General features: G+C 67.6%; 19 protein-coding genes and 1 pseudogene. 11 read left to right on the top strand and 9 right to left on the bottom strand.

The features are described 5' to 3' along the window. The first annotated feature begins 56 nt into the window (after positions 1–56). On the top strand, positions 57–1,424 hold the full coding sequence (locus tag MRS60_RS12775; RefSeq protein WP_034184777.1) for an MFS transporter: 1,368 nt from the start codon (positions 57–59) through the stop codon (positions 1,422–1,424). Positions 1,425–1,461: 37 nt separating this feature from the next. On the opposite strand, the gene MRS60_RS12780 is transcribed toward MRS60_RS12775, so the two are convergent. From MRS60_RS12780 to MRS60_RS12790, 3 genes are all read right to left on the bottom strand, one after another. Further along, entirely contained in the window at positions 1,462–2,058 is a 597-nt protein-coding gene (locus tag MRS60_RS12780; RefSeq protein ID WP_034184776.1) for an AAA family ATPase, read from the bottom strand. Continuing rightward, on the bottom strand, positions 2,051–3,472 hold the full coding sequence (gene otsA, locus MRS60_RS12785; protein WP_175749797.1) for an alpha,alpha-trehalose-phosphate synthase (UDP-forming): 1,422 nt from the start codon (positions 3,470–3,472) through the stop codon (positions 2,051–2,053). Before otsA ends, MRS60_RS12780 begins: the two co-directional genes overlap by 8 nt. Before the next feature lie 135 nt (positions 3,473–3,607). After that, on the bottom strand, positions 3,608–3,805 hold the full coding sequence (locus MRS60_RS12790) for a hypothetical protein (RefSeq protein WP_105393780.1): 198 nt from the start codon (positions 3,803–3,805) through the stop codon (positions 3,608–3,610). A gap of 285 nt (positions 3,806–4,090) precedes the next feature. Between MRS60_RS12790 and MRS60_RS12795 the strand changes: the two genes are divergently transcribed. After that, entirely contained in the window at positions 4,091–4,642 is a 552-nt protein-coding gene (locus tag MRS60_RS12795; RefSeq protein ID WP_051983857.1) for a hypothetical protein, read from the top strand. Next, complete coding sequence (locus tag MRS60_RS12800) at positions 4,639–5,133, top strand: hypothetical protein (protein ID WP_175749798.1); 495 nt, start codon at positions 4,639–4,641, stop codon at positions 5,131–5,133. Before MRS60_RS12795 ends, MRS60_RS12800 begins: the two co-directional genes overlap by 4 nt. Before the next feature lie 75 nt (positions 5,134–5,208). On the opposite strand, the gene MRS60_RS12805 is transcribed toward MRS60_RS12800, so the two are convergent. Both MRS60_RS12805 and MRS60_RS12810 read right to left on the bottom strand, forming a co-directional pair. Next, positions 5,209–6,546, bottom strand: coding sequence for an ABC transporter ATP-binding protein (locus MRS60_RS12805; RefSeq protein WP_034184771.1), 1,338 nt, complete (start codon positions 6,544–6,546; stop codon positions 5,209–5,211). 22 nt (positions 6,547–6,568) lie between these two features. Next, positions 6,569–8,326, bottom strand: coding sequence for an ABC transporter permease (locus tag MRS60_RS12810; RefSeq protein WP_034184770.1), 1,758 nt, complete (start codon positions 8,324–8,326; stop codon positions 6,569–6,571). A 516-nt stretch (positions 8,327–8,842) separates the two neighbouring features. Between MRS60_RS12810 and MRS60_RS12815 the strand changes: the two genes are divergently transcribed. Next, positions 8,843–9,109 (top strand): hypothetical protein, encoded by a 267-nt coding sequence (locus MRS60_RS12815; RefSeq protein WP_011545926.1) that lies wholly within the window; start codon positions 8,843–8,845, stop codon positions 9,107–9,109. Between the two features lie 42 nt (positions 9,110–9,151). Here the strand turns inward: MRS60_RS12815 and MRS60_RS12820 are convergent, their stop codons facing one another. Then, positions 9,152–10,468, bottom strand: a complete 1,317-nt coding sequence (locus MRS60_RS12820) for an ATP-binding protein (protein WP_105392925.1) — start codon at positions 10,466–10,468, stop codon at positions 9,152–9,154. Next, entirely contained in the window at positions 10,452–11,177 is a 726-nt protein-coding gene (locus MRS60_RS12825; RefSeq protein WP_009693256.1) for a response regulator, read from the bottom strand. Before MRS60_RS12825 ends, MRS60_RS12820 begins: the two co-directional genes overlap by 17 nt. Positions 11,178–11,401: 224 nt before the next feature. Here MRS60_RS12825 and MRS60_RS12830 point away from each other — a divergent pair, with 224 nt between their 5' ends. Continuing rightward, positions 11,402–11,950, top strand: a complete 549-nt coding sequence (locus MRS60_RS12830; RefSeq protein ID WP_034184768.1) for a Spy/CpxP family protein refolding chaperone — start codon at positions 11,402–11,404, stop codon at positions 11,948–11,950. Positions 11,951–12,020: 70 nt separating this feature from the next. Here the strand turns inward: MRS60_RS12830 and MRS60_RS12835 are convergent, their stop codons facing one another. After that, positions 12,021–12,713, bottom strand: a complete 693-nt coding sequence (locus MRS60_RS12835) for a pirin family protein (RefSeq protein WP_243564795.1) — start codon at positions 12,711–12,713, stop codon at positions 12,021–12,023. 372 nt (positions 12,714–13,085) lie between these two features. Here MRS60_RS12835 and MRS60_RS12840 point away from each other — a divergent pair, with 372 nt between their 5' ends. From MRS60_RS12840 to MRS60_RS12855, 4 genes are all read left to right on the top strand, one after another. After that, positions 13,086–13,868, top strand: a complete 783-nt coding sequence (locus MRS60_RS12840) for an ABC transporter substrate-binding protein (RefSeq protein ID WP_034184916.1) — start codon at positions 13,086–13,088, stop codon at positions 13,866–13,868. Positions 13,869–14,097: 229 nt separating this feature from the next. Beyond that, positions 14,098–14,787: an ABC transporter permease gene (locus tag MRS60_RS12845; protein ID WP_034184766.1), complete on the top strand. Its 690-nt coding sequence runs from the start codon at positions 14,098–14,100 to the stop codon at positions 14,785–14,787. After that, positions 14,784–15,497, top strand: a complete 714-nt coding sequence (locus MRS60_RS12850; RefSeq protein ID WP_034184765.1) for an ABC transporter permease — start codon at positions 14,784–14,786, stop codon at positions 15,495–15,497. The genes MRS60_RS12845 and MRS60_RS12850 overlap by 4 nt, the downstream gene beginning before the upstream one ends. 18 nt (positions 15,498–15,515) lie before the next feature. Continuing rightward, positions 15,516–16,295: an ABC transporter ATP-binding protein gene (locus MRS60_RS12855; protein ID WP_034184764.1), complete on the top strand. Its 780-nt coding sequence runs from the start codon at positions 15,516–15,518 to the stop codon at positions 16,293–16,295. A 54-nt stretch (positions 16,296–16,349) separates the two neighbouring features. On the opposite strand, the pseudogene MRS60_RS12860 reads toward MRS60_RS12855, so the two are convergent. Then, positions 16,350–16,845 (bottom strand): annotated as a pseudogene (locus MRS60_RS12860) (N-acetyltransferase family protein). 133 nt (positions 16,846–16,978) lie between these two features. Between MRS60_RS12860 and MRS60_RS12865 the strand changes: the two are divergent. Both MRS60_RS12865 and MRS60_RS12870 read left to right on the top strand, forming a co-directional pair. Continuing rightward, positions 16,979–17,905, top strand: a complete 927-nt coding sequence (locus tag MRS60_RS12865; protein WP_034184915.1) for a LysR family transcriptional regulator — start codon at positions 16,979–16,981, stop codon at positions 17,903–17,905. A gap of 557 nt (positions 17,906–18,462) precedes the next feature. Beyond that, the gene (locus tag MRS60_RS12870; protein WP_105392929.1) at positions 18,463–19,548 is read left to right on the top strand and encodes a porin; all 1,086 of its coding nucleotides are present in this window, start codon (positions 18,463–18,465) and stop codon (positions 19,546–19,548) included. Positions 19,549–19,653 lie beyond the last annotated feature (105 nt).

Here is a 19,653-nt window from a genome sequence, read left to right on the forward strand (position 1 = left end):
GGTTGCGCACGCAACCGGCAACCGGGCGCGCGGACAACCACGCTTTCGCTCCCGCCATGAACGCCGATACCGGCCTGCCGCTTCCGCAACGCTACTGGGCGATCGTCTGCGTCGCACTGGGCATCACGCTCGCCGTGCTCGACGGCGCGATCGCGAACGTCGCACTGCCGACCATCGCGCGCGACCTGCACGCATCCGACGCCGCGTCGATCTGGATCGTCAACGCGTACCAGCTCGCGGTCACGATCACGCTGCTGCCGCTCGCGTCGCTCGGCGAGCGCATCGGCTATCGCCGCATCTACATCGCCGGGCTCGCGCTGTTCACCGCGGCGTCGCTCGGCTGCGCGCTCGCCGGCTCGCTGCCGATGCTGGCCGTGATGCGCGTGATCCAGGGCTTCGGTGCGGCCGGCATCATGAGCGTCAACGCGGCGCTCGTGCGGATGATCTACCCTTCGTCGATGCTCGGGCGCGGCCTGTCGATCAATGCGATGGTGGTCGCGCTGTCGTCGGCGATCGGGCCGACGGTCGCGTCCGCGATCCTGTCGTTCGCGTCGTGGCCGTGGCTGTTCGCGGTCAACGTGCCGATCGGCATCGCCGCGGTACTCGGCAGCCTGCGCGCGCTGCCGGCCAACCCGCTGCACGACGCGCCGTACGATTTTCCGAGCGCGCTGATGAACGCGTGCGTGTTCGGCCTGCTGATCACGGCCGTCGACGGGCTCGGCCACGGCGAACGTCATGTGTACGTCGCGGCCGAGCTGATCGTCGCGTTCGTCGTCGGCTACTTCTTCGTGAAACGCCAACTGTCGCAGCCGGCGCCGCTTTTGCCCGTCGACCTGATGCGCATCCCGATGTTCGCGCTGTCGGTCTATACGTCGACGGCGTCGTTCACGTCGCAGATGCTCGCGTTCGTCGCGCTGCCGTTCTGGCTGCAGAATTCGCTCGGCTTCTCGCAGGTCGAGACCGGCCTGTACATGACGCCGTGGCCGCTCGTGATCGTGTTCGCCGCGCCGCTCGCGGGCGTGCTGTCGGACCGCTATTCGGCCGGCATCCTCGGCGGGATCGGGCTCGCGCTGTTCGCGGCCGGGCTGCTGTCGCTCGCGACGATCGGCGCGCACCCGGGCACCGTCGACATCGTGTGGCGGATGGCGCTGTGCGGCGCAGGCTTCGGATTGTTCCAGTCGCCGAACAACCGCGCGATGCTGTCGTCGGCGCCGCGCGAGCGCAGCGGCGGCGCCGGCGGCATGCTGAGCACCGCGCGACTGACGGGCCAGACGCTCGGCGCCGCGCTCGTCGCGCTGATTTTCGGGCTCGCGCCCGATCGCGGGCCGACGGTCGCGCTCTATGTCGCTACGGCCTTCGCGGCGGTGGCCGCGGTCGTGAGCATGCTGCGCATCGCGTCGCCGCGGCCGGACGCGGCGGCCTGACACCAACGCGCGCCGCCCCCACAGGCGCCCCCGCGCGTCAGGCGGCGTCGAGCGCGTCCATCACGAAGCGCACGCGCGCCTTCACGCTCACGCGCGGCAACTCGATCAGCCGGTACCCGTACGACGTATAGCAATCGACCATCGCGTCGTAGGTGCGCACGGCTTCCGCGAAATCCTGCCGGCGCTCGGTGTCCTGCGCATAGATGTCCGGCCAGGGCGGCGCGATGAACACGCGCCGGTGATAACGGAAACGGCGCGCCGCGGCTTCCGCGTGCGCGGGCACGGCCAGCCCCGTCAGCCGCAAATAGCCGACCACGTCCGGCACGCCGCGGTCGAAGAACACGGGCCCGCGCGCATGCCGCGCGAGATGGTACGAGCGCATCTCCCAGCTCAGCATCAGCTCGGCGAACGCGGCCGGGTCGCGCCACGGCAGCGCGTGGCCGTCGACGGCCACCTGGTCGCGGATCACGCCTCGCCCGGCCTCCTGCGAGCGCGCGAAACCGGCGCGCTCGAGCGCGTCGAGCAACGTGCTCTTGCCCGAGCCCGGGCCGCCCGTCACAACGAAGAAACGGCCGGTGGCGTCGTCGGTAGCGTCTTCGCGCTCGGCCCCGGCTCCCTGCGCGAACTCACGCATGCGCGACCCGCCGGCCCGCGCGCTGCGTGACCGATACGGCCGCCGCGACACTGCGCAAGTCGGCGACGAACGTATCGCGCCAGACCGACAGGTCGTTCTCCCGCAGCCGCGCGAGGTTCTCCTCGTGACGCGCCTGGCGCTCCGCGAGCGGCATCGACAGCGCGCGCTCGAGCGCCTCGGCCATCTGCGACAGGTCGTACGGATTGACGAGAAGCGCGCCGGTCAGCTCGGCCGCCGCACCCGCGAACTCCGACAGCACGAGCACGCCCGGATCGGCCGGATCCTGCGACGCGACGTACTCCTTCGCGACGAGATTCATCCCGTCGCGCAGCGGCGTCACGTAGCCGACTTGCGACATCCGGAAGAACGCCATCAGCAGGTTGCGCTCGTACTTGCGGTTCAGGTACTGGATCGGCGTCCAGTCGAGCTGCGAAAAACGGCCGTTGATGCGTCCGGCTTCGCCTTCGAGCGTTTCGCGGATGTCCTGGTAGGTCTGCACGTCGGAACGCGTCGGTGGAGCGATCTGCACGAGCGACACGCGCCCCTGCCAGCCCGGAGCGTTCGCGAGCATTCGTTCGAACGACTGGAAGCGCTCGACGAGCCCCTTCGAATAATCGAGGCGGTCGACGCTCATCACGAGCTTGCGGCCGTCGAGCGCCTCGCGCAGCATCTTCACCGGCTTGCGCGCGCCGTACTGGACGGCCGCCTGCGCAATCGCGTCCGGATGCACGCCGATCGGATAGGCGGCGACCTTCACGACGCGGCCGTGCGCGTGCAGCATCCCGTCGTCGCTCGCCGCGCCTATGCCGCGCCGCTCGATGTAATCGGTGAACGCCTGCTTGTCGGCATCGGTCTGGAAGCCCGCGACGTCGTACGCGCACATGAACTTCACGAGTTCCTCGTGCGGCGGCACGAGGCGCAGCATGTCGGGCGACGGAAACGGGATGTGCAGGAAGAAGCCGATCGGGTTCTTCACGCCGAGCTCGCGCAGGAAATGCGCGAACGGCAGCAGATGGTAGTCGTGTACCCAGATCAGGTCGTCGGGCCGCAGCAGCGCGGCGAGCTGCTTCGCGAGCATCGCGTTCACGCGCAGATACCCTGCGTACTCCTGCCGGTCGAAGCGCGCAAGATCGCCGCGGTAATGGAACACCGGCCACAGCGTCGCGTTCGAGAAGCCGCGGTAGTACTGGTCGTAGTCACGCCGGGTCAGCCCGACCGTCGCGTAGGTCACGTTGCCGTCCCGCTGGATCGCGGGCTCGGCGTCCGGTGCACCGACGATCTCGCCGTTCCAGCCGAACCAGACGCCGCCCGTTTCCTTCAGCGCGTCCATCACGCCGACGGCGAGGCCGCCCGCGCTCGGGCGCGTGTCCTCGCCGGCGGCGACACGGTTCGATACCACGATCAATCTGCTCATGCGGCTTCCCCTCCTCGATTCGATTGGCTGGCGCGGCGCGCGCGCCAAGGCGGACGCGGCTGCCCGAAGGCGGCCGCGCGGCGATTCAGTTCCGAGAAATGCAATGAAATGCGGCAGCGGAATGCGACGACGGGATCAAGCGTCCTGCTCCTGGCCGAGGTCGCGTTGATAGTCGAGCCCTTCCGGGCGGGCGCCGCCCTGGTTGTGATCGCCGTCGGACGGCGTCTCGCCGGGCGCGCCGGCAGGCGGTGCGGATGGTGCGTCGGTGTGCGGACGCGGTTGGTCTGCTCCCGCGTCGGGTGGCCGGTGCGAAAACCGTTTCGAACGGCGCATGGCTGGGTGTCTCATATGCGGTGCGGCTCGAAGCCGTCGTAGAAACATTCCATAACAAAACAGTCTAGGTCGGTTCTTTGCGCGCCAAGGTAACAATTACCTTCAATTTGTAACGTTTCGACCCCTCGTCAGCCACCTGTCCGAAAATAGCGCCGCGCGCACGCGCGGCATGCCGTCCGGCGATTTGTCAAAGCTTTGCATTTTTCCCATGACAATTGCGAAACAATGACGCGGCATGGGGCGCGCATGCGTCGCCGCTCACCCAGACAGGACTTGCATTCAGGGATGAACACTCGTTTCGAATTGTCGCGCCGGGCCATGCCGGCGCGCGTCGTGCTGGCCGCACTCGCCACGGCTGCACTGCTGTCCGGCTGCAACTCGCTGTACAGCGAAGGCGCGACAGCCGGTGCCGGTATCGCGGGCGCCGCGATCGCTTCCAAGGTCACCAACAACGCCGCCGTCGCGACGGGCATCGGCCTCGGCGCCGTGGCCGGCGCGCGTGCGGGTGTCCAGTACTCGCAGCGCGTCGCGCACCGCTATACGCAGGAACAGATCGCGAAGGCGGCCGGCCCGCTCGACGTGGGCGGCGTCGCGCCGTGGTCGACGCACCACTCGTTCCCCATCGAGGACGACGAGCAGGGCCGCGTGACGGTCAGCCGGACGATCAGCGTCGGTCCGCTCGACTGCAAGGAAATCGTGTTCGCGGTCGACACGCCCGCGAAGGCCGACAAGGCTGCGCAATCGGCGTTCTACGTCGCCACCATCTGCCGCGACGGCCCCGTATGGAAATGGGCGTCGGCCGAACCGGCAACCGAACGCTGGGGCGCGCTGCAATGAGCGTCGCGATCCGTATCGCGGCGATCGGCGCGCTTTGCGCGGCGGCGGCCACGCTGTCGGGCTGCGGGTCGGTCGGCGCGGCGAGCGGCGCGCTCGCCGGCGCGGCAACGGGCCTCGTCACCGCGAACCCGGCGGTCGGCGTCGGCGTCGGGATTGCCGTGCAGGCCGCGACCGACGAGGCCGTCAACCGCACGATGAAGCAGCTCCATCAGAACCAGCAGGACGCGATCGCGAAGGCAGCCGGCAGCCTGGCCGTCGGCGAAGTGAAACCGTGGAAGGTGAAGAACACGCTGCCGCTGGAAAACGGCGAAGGCGAAGTGCGCGTCACGCGCGCGTACTCGTCGGCGCTCGCGCTGTGCAAGGAATTCGCGTTCTCGGTGAAGGACGGCGACAAGGCCGACTGGTATTTCGCGAATGCGTGCCAGCAAGGCACGCACTGGAAGTGGGCGTCGGCCGAACCGGCCGTCGACCGCTGGGGCAATTTGCAGTAACTGGGCGATGCGCCGCGCGTGATGCGTGCGGCGCGGCGCACGCGGCTGCCGGGCCGCACGGCCCGGCACGATCGATCAGGACTCGACGTCCTCGAGGCTGAAGATCTCGGTCTGATCGTTGTACGAGAAGATCTCGCCGTAACGGCCCCAGTCGATCACCGCGTCGAGCGTTTCCTCGGCCGCGCCGTCCGACAGGGAATCCTCGAGCTCCTGCTCGAAGCGCACACGCGGCGCACGATGGCCCGGGCGCTCGTTCAGCACCTTCTTGATCCGTGCGGCCAGCGGCACGTGCTTCAGCAGGTGATCCGCGAACATCAGCTTGCGCTCCTGCGTGCCGAATTCCGCGAACACGCGCCCCGGCGGCGTCAGGAACACGTCGCCTTCCCGCACGTCCGCGAAACCGAGGTACTGCAGCACTTCGGCGATCGGAAACAGATCGTCGACTTCCAGATGCAGCGTGCGCGCGATTTCCGGCATGTCCGCGCGGCCGTGGTACGGCGCCATCGCGAGCGTTTCGATCAGGCCGGCCATCAGGTTGGTCGACACCTGCGGCAGCCAGCTGCCGAGCTCGAGCCCCTTCTTCGTCGCCTCGCCGGTCTGGCGGGCCGTCATCTTCGCGTAGATATCGTCGACGAGCTTGCGGAACGCCGGATCGAGCCGGTTGCGCGGGTGCTTGAACGGCACCTTGATCTCGGCGATCACGCGGCCCGGATTCGACGACAGCACGAGAATCCGGTCGCACATGAACACGGCTTCCTCGATGTTGTGCGTGACGATCAGCACCGACTTGATCGGCATCCGGCCCTGCGTCCACAGGTCGAGCAGGTCGGTACGCAGCGTTTCGGCGGTCAGCACGTCGAGCGCCGAGAACGGTTCGTCCATCAGCAGGATCGTCGGATCGACGACGAGTGCGCGCGCAAAACCGACGCGCTGGCGCATGCCGCCCGACAGCTCGCGCGGGTACGCGTTCTCGAAACCGTCGAGACCGATCAGGTCGATCGCGGCCAGCGCGCGCTCGCGCCGCTCGCGCGCGCCGACGCCGAGCGCCTCGAGGCCGGCCTCCACGTTCTGCAGCACGGTCAGCCACGGGAACAGCGCGAAGGTCTGGAACACCATCGCGACGCCTTCGGCCGGGCCGCGCAGCGGCTGGCCGAGGTAGGTCACTTCACCGCCGGTCGGCTCGATCAGCCCGGCGATGATTCGCAGCAGCGTCGACTTGCCCGAGCCCGAACGGCCGAGCAGCCCGACGATCTCGCCTTCGCGCAGCGACAGGTTCGCGTCGTCGAGCACGAGCAGCTCGCCCTGCGTCTTGTTGAAACCGCGGCAGACGTGATCGACGCGCAGGATTTCCTCGCCGAGGCGCGGCGGCTGGGACGTCTGGACGGGGGCGTTTACAGCATTCGGATTGTGCATCGCGTTTCGCTCTCAATCGGTCTCAGTCGAGCCGCAGCTTCGCTTCGGCGAAGGCATACAGCGGACGCCACAGCAGACGGTTGAACAGGGTGACGAACAGGGACATCACGGCGATGCCCAGGATGATCTTCGGAAAGTCGCCGGCGGCGGTCGTTTGCGCGATGTACGCGCCGAGGCCGTGCGCCTCGATCTTGGTGTTGCCCCACTGCACGGCTTCCGACACGATGCTCGCGTTCCACGCGCCGCCCGATGCGGTGATCGCGCCGGTCACGTAGTACGGGAAGATGCCGGGCAGAATCGCCTGCCGCCACCACTGCCAGCCGCGGATGCGGAAGTTCGTCGCCGCTTCGCGATAGTCGTTCGGGTAGGACGTTGCGCCGGCGATCACGTTGAACAGGATATACCACTGCGTGCCGAGCACGATCAGCGGCGACAGCCAGATGTCGGGGTTCAGGTGGAAGCGCGCGATCACGATCACGAACACCGGGAACAGCAGGTTGGCCGGGAACGCGGCAAGGAACTGCGCGAGCGGCTGCAGCTTCTCGGCCAGCCTCGGGCGCAGCCCGACCCACACGCCGATCGGCACCCAGATCACGGACGCGACCGCGATCAGCACGACCACGCGCAGCAGCGTGATGAGCCCGAGCATGAGCACGTGACCGACCTCGGCCATCGTCACGCCGGTCGAAACGAAACTGACGACCCGCCACACGATATAGGCCGTGCCGATCAGCACGAGGGTCGCCCATGCGATGTCGACCGTGCGCGACGCCTTCTTCTCGACGCGCGGCAGCGTGAAGCGCATCGCGCCCGACAGCGGCAGGCGCAGCGGAATCCGCGCCGCCTTGGCGAAGAACCAGCCGGCCGGCACGAGCAGTTGATGGATCAGGCGCGTGCGGCGCACGAGGTCGAGCAGCCAGGACTCCGGCGCATTGCCCGAGCTCGTGTTCTCCATCCGGAACTTGTCGGCCCACGCGACGAGCGGGCGGAACAGGAACTGGTCATAGGCGAGGATCACGACCGTCATCGTGAGGATCACCCAGCCGATCGCGCCGAAGTTCTTGTCCGAGATGGCCTGCGCGAGATACGCACCGATCCCCGGCAGCGTGATCGTCTGGTTGCCGACGGTGATCGCCTCCGACGCGACGACGAAGAACCAGCCGCCCGACATCGACATCATCATGTTCCAGATCAGGCCCGGCATCGAGAACGGCACCTCGAGCTTCCAGAAGCGCTGCCAGGAAGTCAGGTGGAAGCCCCGCGACACTTCGTCGAGATCGCGCGGCACCGTGCGCAGCGACTGGTAGAAGCTGAACGTCATGTTCCACGCCTGGCTCGTGAAGATCGCGAAGATCGCCGCAAGCTCCGCGCCGAGCACCCGGCTCGGGAACAGCGCGAGGAAGAACGTGACCGTAAACGAGATGAACCCGAGCACCGGCACCGACTGCAGGATGTCGAGGATCGGGATCAGCACCATGCCCGCGCGGCGGCTCTTGGCCGCGAGCGTACCGTAGACGAGCGTAAACACGAGCGCCGCGACCATCGCGGCCAGCATCCGCAGCGTGGTGCGCAACGCGTATTCGGGCAGGTTCGACGGATCGAGCGAGATCTTCTGCGTCTGCAGCACGCCGATCGGCGCCATCGTTTCGTGGAAGCCGACGACCGCCATTGCGATCAGGCAGATGATCAGCGGAAACGCGATGAAGTCCCACCGGTTCGGCAGAACGCGCCACGCGGACGCGTTGGCGGTCCGGTTCGGATTGAAGAATCCGACGTCCATCAGGCGCCCTCCCCGGTAAGGCCGAACGAAGCCGGCAGTCGATGTTGATTCATGGCAAAGCGCACGGGCGCGGTAATTCGATTGACTGACGATCTCGCGCGGGCGCAATGCGCCGTGCGTGCAAGCTGCGCCCCGCGCGGTCGCGGTCGAGTCGGCCCGCGACGGCACGACACTACACCAACCTGTATTTCAGGTACAACCGTCCGGGGACGGCGCGCAGGCGGCGCACGGATCGTGCCCGGCGCGCGGGCGGACGGCGGGTGCACGGTACGGAGCAGCCCGGCCGCAGTCCTTCGGCCGGCATGCAGGCCCGAATTATGCCGTGATCCGGGCCGGCCGTGAACCCGCCAGCGGCACGCGGGTGCAAACCGTGCCGGGCATCAACAGCCGGACGAGGCGAAGCGGGTATGATCGGGGCTAGCCCCCGGGGTCTGTTGCGGCCGTTCTCGTGGCAACGCATGCGCGCTCCATAGGTAAACAGACCCCGGGGATCGATCGACGAGCGGGAGGAAGGGAATGGCAGGAAACTTGGTGATCGTCTGCCGCGATCAGGATGCCGACGCGTTCTACGAACTGATGCAGGAGTATGGGTCGTTCCAGACGCGGCTGTCGTCGACGGCGTGGTACCTGAACATGAACGTCGTGCCGGAATCGCTGCAGGAGGAAATCCTGGAGCGCCTCGGCCGCTATACGACCGTCTACATCTTCGAGGCCACCACCGTGACCTACAACACGATCGACAGCAACGCGGCCGAGACGCTCGGCACGCTGTTCGGCGAATGATGCCGCGCGGCGCTTGCCGGCCCGGGCAGGCGCCGCAGCCGCTTATGCGGCCTGTGCGTGGGGTTCGTCCTTCGGCACGACCTCGAACGGGAACGTCATCGCGACGCGCAGGCCGCCTTCGGGGCGGTTGCCGATGTCGCACGCCCCGCCCAGCCTGAGCACGAGCCGCTCGACGATCGCGAGCCCGAGCCCGCTGTGGCCGTTGCCGCCGCGCGCGGGGTCGAGCCGCACGAACGGCCGCGTCGCGACCGCGAGGTCGCGCGGCGCAATCCCGCCGCCGCTGTCGCTGACCGCCAGCACGTAGCCGGTCGGCGTGCGCGCCGTCTCGACGAATACGGGCGGTGCGCCGTACGCATGCGCGTTGTCCAGCAGGTTCGACAGGATCCGGTCGAGCGTCGCCGTCGGCAGCCGGAAGCCCGGATCGGCGTCGAGCCGCGTCTGGACCGTCGGCGCGTTCGGCGCGACCGCGCGATAGCTGCGTGCGATCCGCTCGCACGCCTGGTCGACCGGCACCGGCTCGCTGCGATCGGACCCGCCGTGCGCAAACACCAGAAACTGGTCGACGATGTGCGACATCGAGTCGACGTCGCGCACGACGCCGTCGCGCAAGCGCGCGTCGTCCATCATTTCCGCGCGCAGGCGCATCCGCGCAAGCGGCGTGCGCAGGTCGTGCGCGACGCCCGCCAGCATCACCGCGCGGTCGTTGTCGGCCTGCGACACCTGCTCGACCATCTGGTTGAAGCCATGCGTGAGCTGGCGCAGCTCGCGCGGGCCGCGCTCGCGCAGCGGCGGCACCGGCTGCCCGCGGCCGAAGCGCGCGACCGCGCGCGCGAGCGAGCGCAGCGGCTGCTGCAGCTGCCAGGCCGCGAACAGCGCGGCGATCACGCCGGCCGAGAAGATCGTGCCGAGCCATAGCAGCATCCGGTCCAGCGAGCGCGGCGGACGCAGCGGCTGCACGGGCACCACGATCCAGTTGCGGTCGGTCGGCTCCTTGACCCACAGCACCGGCGGATGGCCCGGCGCGCCGATCTCGACGCGCGTACCGGGCGGCATCCGCTCGCTGACATCGTCGCGGAACCGCTTGAGCGCCGCCGGCAGGTTCGACAGATCGCCGTTCGGCACGTCGGCGCTGTCCGGCGTCACGAGCCGCACGCGCGACGGCAACGGCTGGTCGGGCGTGCGCTCGACGTGCTGGCGCACCGCGTCGACCAGGAACGCGGCCTCCTCGACCGCGTAGCGCGTCTGCATCTGGTTGCGCTCGAGCCGCATCGCGAAAAACCACGCGAAGTGCGACAGGAGCAGGACGCCAACGACGAGCAGCGCGAGCCGCCCGAACAGCGAATCAATGGGTTTGCGCATGGGCCTCGCCGTCGGGCACGAACACGTAGCCGCGCCCGCGGACCGTCTGGATGAAGCGCGGCGTCGACGGATCAGTTTCGAGGATGCGGCGCAGGCGCCACACCTGGACGTCGATGCCGCGGTCGGTGCCGTCGTACTCGGGCCCGTGCAGCAGCTCGAGCAGCCGCTCGCGCGTGAGCGTGCGCAGCGCATGGTTCACGAAGATCTTCAGCAGCGCGAATTCACTGCTCGACAGCGTCGCCGGCTTGCCGTCGACCGACAGCGTGCGCGCCTGGAAGTCGAGCACGAAGCGGCCGAACGCGAACGGCTCGCGCTGTTCGGGCGCGGCCGCCGACGGCGTCGCGCGGCGGCGGCGCAGCACGGCCTGCACGCGCGCGAGCAGCTCGCGCGGGTTGAACGGCTTGCCGAGGTAGTCGTCGGCGCCGAGTTCGAGCCCGACGATGCGGTCGACGTCGTCCGCACGCGCGGTCAGCATGATCACGGGAATGTCGTCGCCGGCCGCGCGCAACTGGCGCAGCGCGGTCAGGCCGTCCACGCCCGGCATCATCAGGTCCAGCACGATCAGGTCGGGCCGCTCGCGCTCGAGACGCTTCTCGAGCGTCGCCGCGTCGTGCAGCACGGACACTTCCATCCCCTGGCGCACGAGATAGTCGCGCAGCAGGTCTCGGAGTTCTTGGTCGTCGTCGACGATGAGGATCTGGGTAGTCATGGCTCGAAGTTTACCGCGCGAGGGCGGAGTCGAAGAACGAAACAAAGGGATGAAAGGGTTACTGCGGGTTACGGCGCAAGGGAACTGTAATGCGCGGTAACCGGGCCGCCGCCCCACGTAACACCGGCCGGGGCCGGCATCGCTAACCTGCGTCTTACCGGATGCGTTACGCGGCTTTCCCCGTATCGCATCGCCGGACCCTCTGGATACAAGGAGTTTCTGAAATGTATAAGAAGACTTCCCGCGTGGCCATCGCGGCCGCCACCGTGCTCGCCCTCGCATTCGGCACCGCGCATGCCGCGCCGCCCACCGACATGCCGCCGCCGGGCGGCCCCGGCATGCACCAGATGCACGGGCACGACGGCGGCCCGTTCGGCGCGATCATGAAACTGCACGACCAGCTGAAGCTCAACGCGTCGCAGGAACAGCAATGGCAGACGGCCGTCAACACGATGAAGCAGAACCGTGATGCGATGCGCAAGAGCCACGAGCAGATGCGCGAGCAGTTCAAGGCGCAGCAGAACCAGCCGATCCTCGACCTGAACGCGATGCACGCCGCGCGCCAGCAGGCCGAACAGCAGAACGCGCAACTGCGCGAACAGACGTCCGCCGCGTGGCTCGCGTTCTACAACGGGCTGAACGACCAGCAGAAGACCACGGTCAGCACGGCGCTCAAGCAGCAGTACGCGCAGATGCAGCAGCGCCACGAGAAGATGAAGGAGCGCTGGGAACAGCATCGTGCGGCCAAGGGCGCATCGGCGCCGGCGCAGTAAGCCGGCAAGCCGCTCCGCGGAGCGGCGCCGAAGGGGACGCGGGCACCAGCCCGCGTCCCCTTTTTTCGTTTCACGCAACGTCGAACAGCAGCACCTCGGCCGCCCGGCCGCGCGCGAACGTGACCGCGTCCACGCCGCCGATGCCCGCGCCATCGCCCGCCGCCAGCGCGCGGCCGTTGATCTCCACCTCGCCGCGCGCCACATGCGCATAAACGCGGCGGCCGGCCGGCACGTCGAACGCCGCCCGCTCGTCCCCGTCGATCCATCCCGCGAAGATTCGCGCATCCGCGCGCACCGGCAGCGAGCCGTCGTCGCCGTCCGGCGACGCGACGAGCCGCAGCCGGCCGCGTTTCTCGTCGTCGGCGAAGCGCGCGTGCGCATAGCCGGGCCGGCCGCCCGGCCCGGCTGGCGCGAGCCGGATCCGCAGCAGGCGCAGCGGCTGGTCGCGCGACGCATTGGTTTCGCTCAGCAGGATGCCCGTGCCGGCGCTCGTGCGCTGCACGCCGCCCGCGCGGACGATCGCGCCGCTGCCCATGCTGTCGCGGTACGCGAGCGCGCCGTCGAGCACGTAGGTGACGATTTCCGCATCGCGGTACGGACGCATGCCGAAGCCGCGGGTCGGCGCGATGCACTCCTCGCTCAGTTCGCGCAGCGCGCCGAACGCCGGCGCGGCGCCACGACCGGCGGCGGGAAAGCTGTGATGGGATTCGTGCCAGCCGTGGCTGCGCTGGTCGCGATCGGCGGCGCGACGGATCTCGAACATGGGGCGGGCACTCCGGGAGGCGGGGTCTCTTTGCGGGTTTACCTCCACTGTAGGGGCGCGCCGATGGCGCCACAATCCGCCGCCCGCGCACCGCATCGTTGCACCCGCACATTCAATTGCCGAAATATTCGTTGCGAATACCGCGATTGCCGCAACAGCCGAATCGCAGAATCGAAGAATCGATCTATCGCGCCGGATTGCCGTTTTCCGGGTATCGCGTTCGGGTAAAATACCGCCCTTTTGGCGTTCGCCCGTCCGGCGGCCGCCATCGCCAGAACGCCGATCGGCGAATTTTGGCCGTCTAGAATACGCCGCGGCGCCCGGTCCGACCGGCCGCGAGCGCCCCGGAAAGTCAGCAACAGAAGGATGGAAATGAAGAAGGCCGCCCTGTGCGCCGCCCTCGCCCTCGTGGCGGGCAGCGCCTTCGCGAAGGAGTGGAAGACCGTGCGGATCGGCGTCGATGCCAGCTACCCGCCGTTCGAGTCGACCGCTCCGAGCGGCGAGATCGTCGGTTTCGACGTCGATCTCACCAAGGAGATCTGCAAGCGGATCAACGTGAAATGCGTGTGGGTGGCGCAGGACCTCGACGGGATCATCCCGGCGCTGAAGGCGAAGAAGTACGACGTCATCGTGTCGTCGCTGACCGTCACGGACAAGCGCCGCGAACAGATCGACTTCTCCGACAAGGTGTACGACGCACCGGCGCGGATGATCGCAAAGACCGGCTCGCCGCTGCTGCCGACGGTCGCGTCGCTGAAAGGCAAGCGCGTCGGCGTCGAGCAGGGCTCGACGCAGGAAACCTACGCGAAGGCGTACTGGGAACCGCAGGGCGTGACGGTCATTCCTTACCAGAATCAGGACCAGGTCTATACCGATCTCGGCTCGGGCCGCCTCGACGCGACGCTGCAGGACGAACTGCAGGCCGACTACGGCTTCCTGCGCACGCCGCGCGGCAAGGGCTTCGCATTCGCCGGACCGGAAGTGAAGGATCCGAAAACGATCGGCGACGGCACCGCGATCGGCCTGCGCAAGGAAGATACGGACCTGAAGCTCAAGATCAACACCGCGCTGGCCGACATGCACAAGGACGGCACGTACGACCGGCTGTCGCACAAGTACTTCTCGTTCAGCGTCTATTCGGCTTCGGCACGCTGAGCGCGGACAAAAAGAAGCAACGGATGCGGGGGCGGCCCTGCATCCGGGCAGTACAGGCAGTCAACCACGCGCCGCCCGCCCCCTTGCCCGCCGCTAGCGCGACGGGCTGGCCCGGCACCGTTGCCGGGGCGGACGGTCATGATACGCACGGGGCGTTCCGCGCAGCTTGGCGGGCGCGTCTTTCGCGGCGCACCGCGTGCGCCCTCAGGGACCACACCAGGGACCACATATGTTTCTACAAGGTTACGGCCCGCTGATCCTCGCAGGCACCTGGCAAACCGTCAAACTGGCGGTGCTTTCGCTTGCGCTGTCGTTCCTGCTGGGTCTGCTCGGCGCGGGCGCGAAGCTGTCGCGCAACCGCGTGACGCACGGCATCGGCACCGTCTACACGACGCTGATCCGCGGCGTGCCCGACCTCGTGCTGATGCTGCTGCTGTTCTACAGCCTGCAGATCTGGCTGAACATCGCGACCGACGCGCTCGGCTGGGACCAGATCGACATCGACCCGTTCCTCGCCGGCGTGCTCGTGCTCGGCTTCATCTACGGCGCGTACTTCACCGAGACGTTCCGCGGCGCGTTCCTGTCGGTGCCGCGCGGCCAGCTCGAGGCCGGCAGCGCGTACGGGATGACGAACTGGCAGGTGTTCACGCGGATCATGTTCCCGCAGATGATGCGCTTCGCGCTGCCGGGCATCGGCAACAACTGGCAGGTGCTCGTGAAGTCGACCGCGCTCGTGTCGATCATCGGCCTGGCCGACGTCGTGAAGGCGTCGCAGGACGCCGGCAAGGGCACGCTGCGGTTCTTCTTCTTCACGCTGATCGCGGGAGCGGTCTACCTCGCCATCACGACGATCTCGAACTTCGTGCTGATGTGGCTCGAAAAGCGCTACTCGACCGGTGTCCGCAAGGCTGACCTATGATCGAACTCATCCAAGAATACTGGCGCAACTATCTGTACACCGACGGCTATCGCATCACCGGCGTCGCGATCACGCTGTGGCTGCTGGTCGTGTCGATCGGCCTCGGCTTCTGCCTGTCGGTGCCGCTCGCGGTCGCGCGCGTGTCGAAGAGGAAGTGGCTGTCGAGCGCCGTGTGGCTCTACACGTACGTGTTCCGCGGCACGCCGCTCTACGTGCAGCTGCTGCTCTGCTACACGGGCCTCTACAGCCTGCAGGCCGTGCGCGGCACGCCGATGCTCGACGCGTTCTTCCGCGACGGGATGCACTGCACGCTGCTCGCGTTCACGCTGAACACCTGCGCATACACCACCGAGATCTTCGCGGGCGCGATCAAGGCGACGTCGTACGGCGAGATCGAAGCCGCGCGCGCGTACGGGATGACGCCGTTCACGATGTATCGCCGCGTGATCCTGCCGTCGGCGCTGCGCCGCGCGCTGCCGCTGTACAGCAACGAAGTGATCCTGATGCTGCACGCGACGACGGTGGCGTTCACCGCGACCGTGCCGGACATCCTGAAGATCGCCCGCGACGTGAACTCGGCTACCTACATGTCGTTCCACGCGTTCGGCATCGCCGCCCTGCTCTACCTCGTGATCTCGTTCGCGCTCGTGTGGCTGTTCCGCCAGGCCGAGCGCCGCTGGCTCGCGTATCTGCGCCCGCAAGGCAAGTAAGTTTCCGCAGGACTATTGATGAATTCCCAGACCCAGAAGCTTTTCGTCGACGATCTCCACAAACGCTACGGCAGCAACGAGGTGCTCAAGGGCGTGTCGCTGAAGGCGAACGCCGGCGACGTGATCAGCGTGATCGGCTCGTCCGGCTCCGGCAAGAGCACGATGCTCCGCTGCATCAACTTCCTCGAACAGCCGAACGCCGGCCGCATCTTCGTCGACGGCGAGGAAGTGCGCACCGCCCTCGACAAGGCCGGCGCGCTGCGCGCAGCCGATCCGAAGCAGTTGCAGCGCGTGCGTACCAAGCTGTCGATGGTGTTCCAGCACTTCAATCTCTGGTCGCACATGAACGTGCTCGAGAACGTGATGGAAGCGCCCGTGAACGTGCTCGGCATCCCGAAGAAGGAAGCCGAGGATCGTGCGCGCGCGTATCTCGAGAAGGTCGGCCTCGCGCCGCGCGTCGAGAAGCAGTATCCGTCGCACCTGTCGGGCGGCCAGCAGCAGCGCGTCGCGATCGCGCGCGCGCTGGCGATGCATCCGGACGTGATGCTGTTCGACGAGCCGACGTCGGCGCTCGACCCGGAGCTGGTGGGCGAAGTGCTGAAGGTGATGCAGAAGCTCGCCGAGGAAGGCCGCACGATGATCGTCGTCACGCACGAGATGGGCTTTGCGCGCAACGTGTCGAACCACGTGATGTTCCTGCACCAGGGCCGCGTCGAGGAAGAAGGCGTGCCGGCCGAGGTGTTTGCCAACCCGAAGAGCGAACGCCTGCGCGGGTTCCTGTCGGGCAGCCTCAAGTAACGTACGCAACGCACGACGTGCGAACGGGCGCCTCGCGGGGCGCCCGTTTTGCGTTTACGCGGCGCTCACCGGCGCGCCGTCGGCGAACGCGCGCAGTTCGTCGCCCGCGAGCCGGTAACGCACCCATTCGCTCTGCGGCGCGGCGCCGACGCTCTCGTAGAAACGGATCGCCGGCTCGTTCCAGTCGAGCACGCTCCATTCGAACCGCCCGCAGCCCGATTCGACCGCGATCCGCGCGAGCGCCTTCAGCAGCCGCAACCCGGCGCCCGCGCCGCGAAAACGCGGCGACACGTACAGATCCTCGAGATACAGCCCCTGCCGGGCAAGCCGTCGAGTACGAGAAGAAATACACGGCGAAGCCGGCCGGCTCGCCGTCGACCTCGCACATCAGCGCGCGCGCCGGCGATCCTTCGCCGAACAGGCTGCGCTCGAGCGACGCGGGCGTCGCGATCACTTCGTGCTCCGCCTTCTCGTAGACGGCCAGCTCGGTAATGAAGCGCAGGATCAGCGGCACGTCGGCGACGGTGGCGGTACGGATGTCGATTTGCACGGGTTGAGCCCTCCTCCGGCCCGGACTTGAAACGGAAAGCGACGCCGCGCAAGCGCGCTGGCGCCGATCAGACCGTCATGCTACGTTCGCGCCGTGCCTGCAGGAAGTGCAGTTTCTTCATCCGGACCTGAACATGATGCATCCCGACCTGCGTCGTCTCGACCTGAACCTGCTGCTCGCGTTCGACGCGCTGTACCGCCACCGATCGGTCGCCGCGGCCGCGCACGAGCTTGCAATGAGCCCGTCCGCGCTGAGCCACGCGCTCGCGCGGTTGCGCGACGCGATCGGCGACGCGCTGTTCGTGCGACTCGGCAACGAGATGCAGCCGACCGTGCGCGCCGACGACATCGCCACGTGGGCCGGCGACGCGCTCGACGCGATGTCGAAGGGGCTCGCCCGCGCGCGCCGCTTCGATCCCGCGCAAAGCGACCGCACGTTCGTGTTCGCCGCGACCGACTACACGGCGTTCGCGGTGCTGCCGGCGTTCCTCGCGCGCATCCAGCACGTCGCGCCGCGGCTGCGGATCCGCGTCGTGCATTCCGACCGGAAGATTTCCGTCGACGAGCTGGCGGCCGGCCGCATCGATTTCGCGCTCGGCTACCACGAGGAATCGACGGCCGACGCGCCGGGCATCGAGGATTTCGACTGGTTCTCCGACGACTACGTCGTGATCGCAAGCGCTGCGCATCCGGACATCCGCCGGCGGCTGACGCTCGACCAGTACCTGGCGGCCCGCCACGTGGTCGTCACGCCATGGAACGAAGCGCGCGGCGTCGTCGACTACGTGCTCGATCGGCTCGGCCTCGCGCGGCAGGTCGCCGTGCAGTTGCCGACCGTGCTCGCCGCGCCGTTCGTGATCGCGGAATCCGCACTCCTGATGACCGTGCCGAACCGCGCCGCGCAGGCGCTGCGGCACGCGGCGCCGATCCGCATCTTCCCCGCGCCGTTCGAGATCCCGCGCTACACGGTGAAGGTCTACTCGCACGCGAAGCATGCGCGCACCGATGCGCACCGCTGGATTCGCGCGCAGCTGCTCGACGCACGGCCGGGCCCCGGCTGAACTCGATACGCCGCAGCCGCACGCCTTATGCGGCGGGCGTTGCAGGCATGGGACAGCGGCATCCGGCGGCCGCCGATTCATTACGAAATACTTACCAATTTCACGTCTTTCGCGCTTACGCCCGCGCCCCTGCAACGTCAATAGTGGCAATCCTTGACCCATGTACGCGGAATTCATGTCTCCCTTGCGGGACAAGGGTTTTCCGGTAATTGCGAACCCTTATGGCACCTGTTGCGCACTGTGTTGCATGGCAAATTGGCGACAGGTGTTAGTCAAACAACGATTTCCATCGCCACAAAATTGTATTTTTGCTAAATTAGTAACCAAAGTAGCAAAACGAAGTTCGTGAAATGTAGTTTAGCTTCACGACAATACAAGGAGACCCCGCAGGCCGACCCGGCTGCGCGGGACCGCTCAACGGTTTTCCGTCTGCTTGCCCGCGTGCCGTGCTTACCGGCCCTGCACGAGGTCTCCCTGGTTATCCCGCTTTTGCCCGGCGCTCGCGCTCCGGGCATCTCGTGCAGTCTGGGTTGACTTTTTGACAGGGTATGGAGGAGATGATGAAGAAAGCTTTGGTCGCGGCCGCGCTGATGGCTGCTGGGGTGGTGACGGCGCACGCGCAGAGCAGCGTCACGCTGTATGGCCGTCTGGATGCCGGCATCGAGTACTTGAACGGCCTGCAAAACGGCCACCAAGTGCGCGCGGAAAGCGGCGACTGGGGCACGAGCCTGTGGGGCTTGAAGGGTAGCGAGGACATCGGCGGCGGCAACAAGGTCCTGTTCCACCTCGAAGGCGCGTTCAACACGATGAACGGCGGTCTCGGCACGTCCGGCTCGATCTGGGATCGTTTCGCGACGGTCGGCATCTCGAACGACCGCTACGGTACGCTGCTGTTCGGTCGTGAACTCGCGATCGCGAACGGCGTGTGGGACTTCGATCCGCTGGGCCAGTCGAGCTGGTCGTCGGCATCGCTCGTGCGCGGCCGCAACTGGAACAAGACCAGCAACAACGTGTCGTACCAGTCGCCGCAGTTCTACGGCTTCGACTTCTACGGCCAGTTCGCGTTCTCGAACTCGACCAGCTTCAACGGCAACACGACGGCCGGCCAGCCGGGCCGTGCAGCCGGCGCGCAGATCACCTACACGAACTCGCTGTTCCAGTTGCGCGGCATCTACGACGAAACGCGCGACAGCAACGGCCGCTTCTCGGACGTGTTCAACTACTCGCGTGAATACTTCGCGGGCGCGAACGTGTTCCTCGGCCAGTTCAAGCTGCAGGCCGCCTACCAGTCGTCGCACGCGGACGGCAGCGGCGGCCCGGCCGTCAACAACGGTATCACCGGCACCCAGCAGATCTGGGGCGGCGTGACGTGGCAGGCCACGCCGGCAGCGGCGTTGATCGCGGCCGTGTATCACGTGAACGCGAACCACGGCGGCGGCAACGCGAACATCTACACGGTCGGCGGTTCGTACAACATCTCGAAGCGCACGCTGTTCGACGTGCAGGTCGCGACGGTGCGCAACAGCTCGACGGCCAACTTCGGCCTGAACGCGAACGGCGCGGGCACGGCCGTGTCGACCGGCAACCCGCATCCGGGCGGCAGCCAGACCGGCGTCTACGCCGGCATCCAGCACCTGTTCTGATCAGGCGCCGTCCAAAGAACGATTCGACAACACTTTCCACGCTGCTGCGAGAGGCGCGTATCGGTGCGGTACCCAACCGGGTATCGCACCGTTTTTTATTGGCGG

Origin of the sequence: Burkholderia pyrrocinia (genome assembly GCF_022809715.1) — a bacterium.
In the GTDB taxonomy this organism is placed as follows: domain Bacteria; phylum Pseudomonadota; class Gammaproteobacteria; order Burkholderiales; family Burkholderiaceae; genus Burkholderia; species Burkholderia pyrrocinia_C.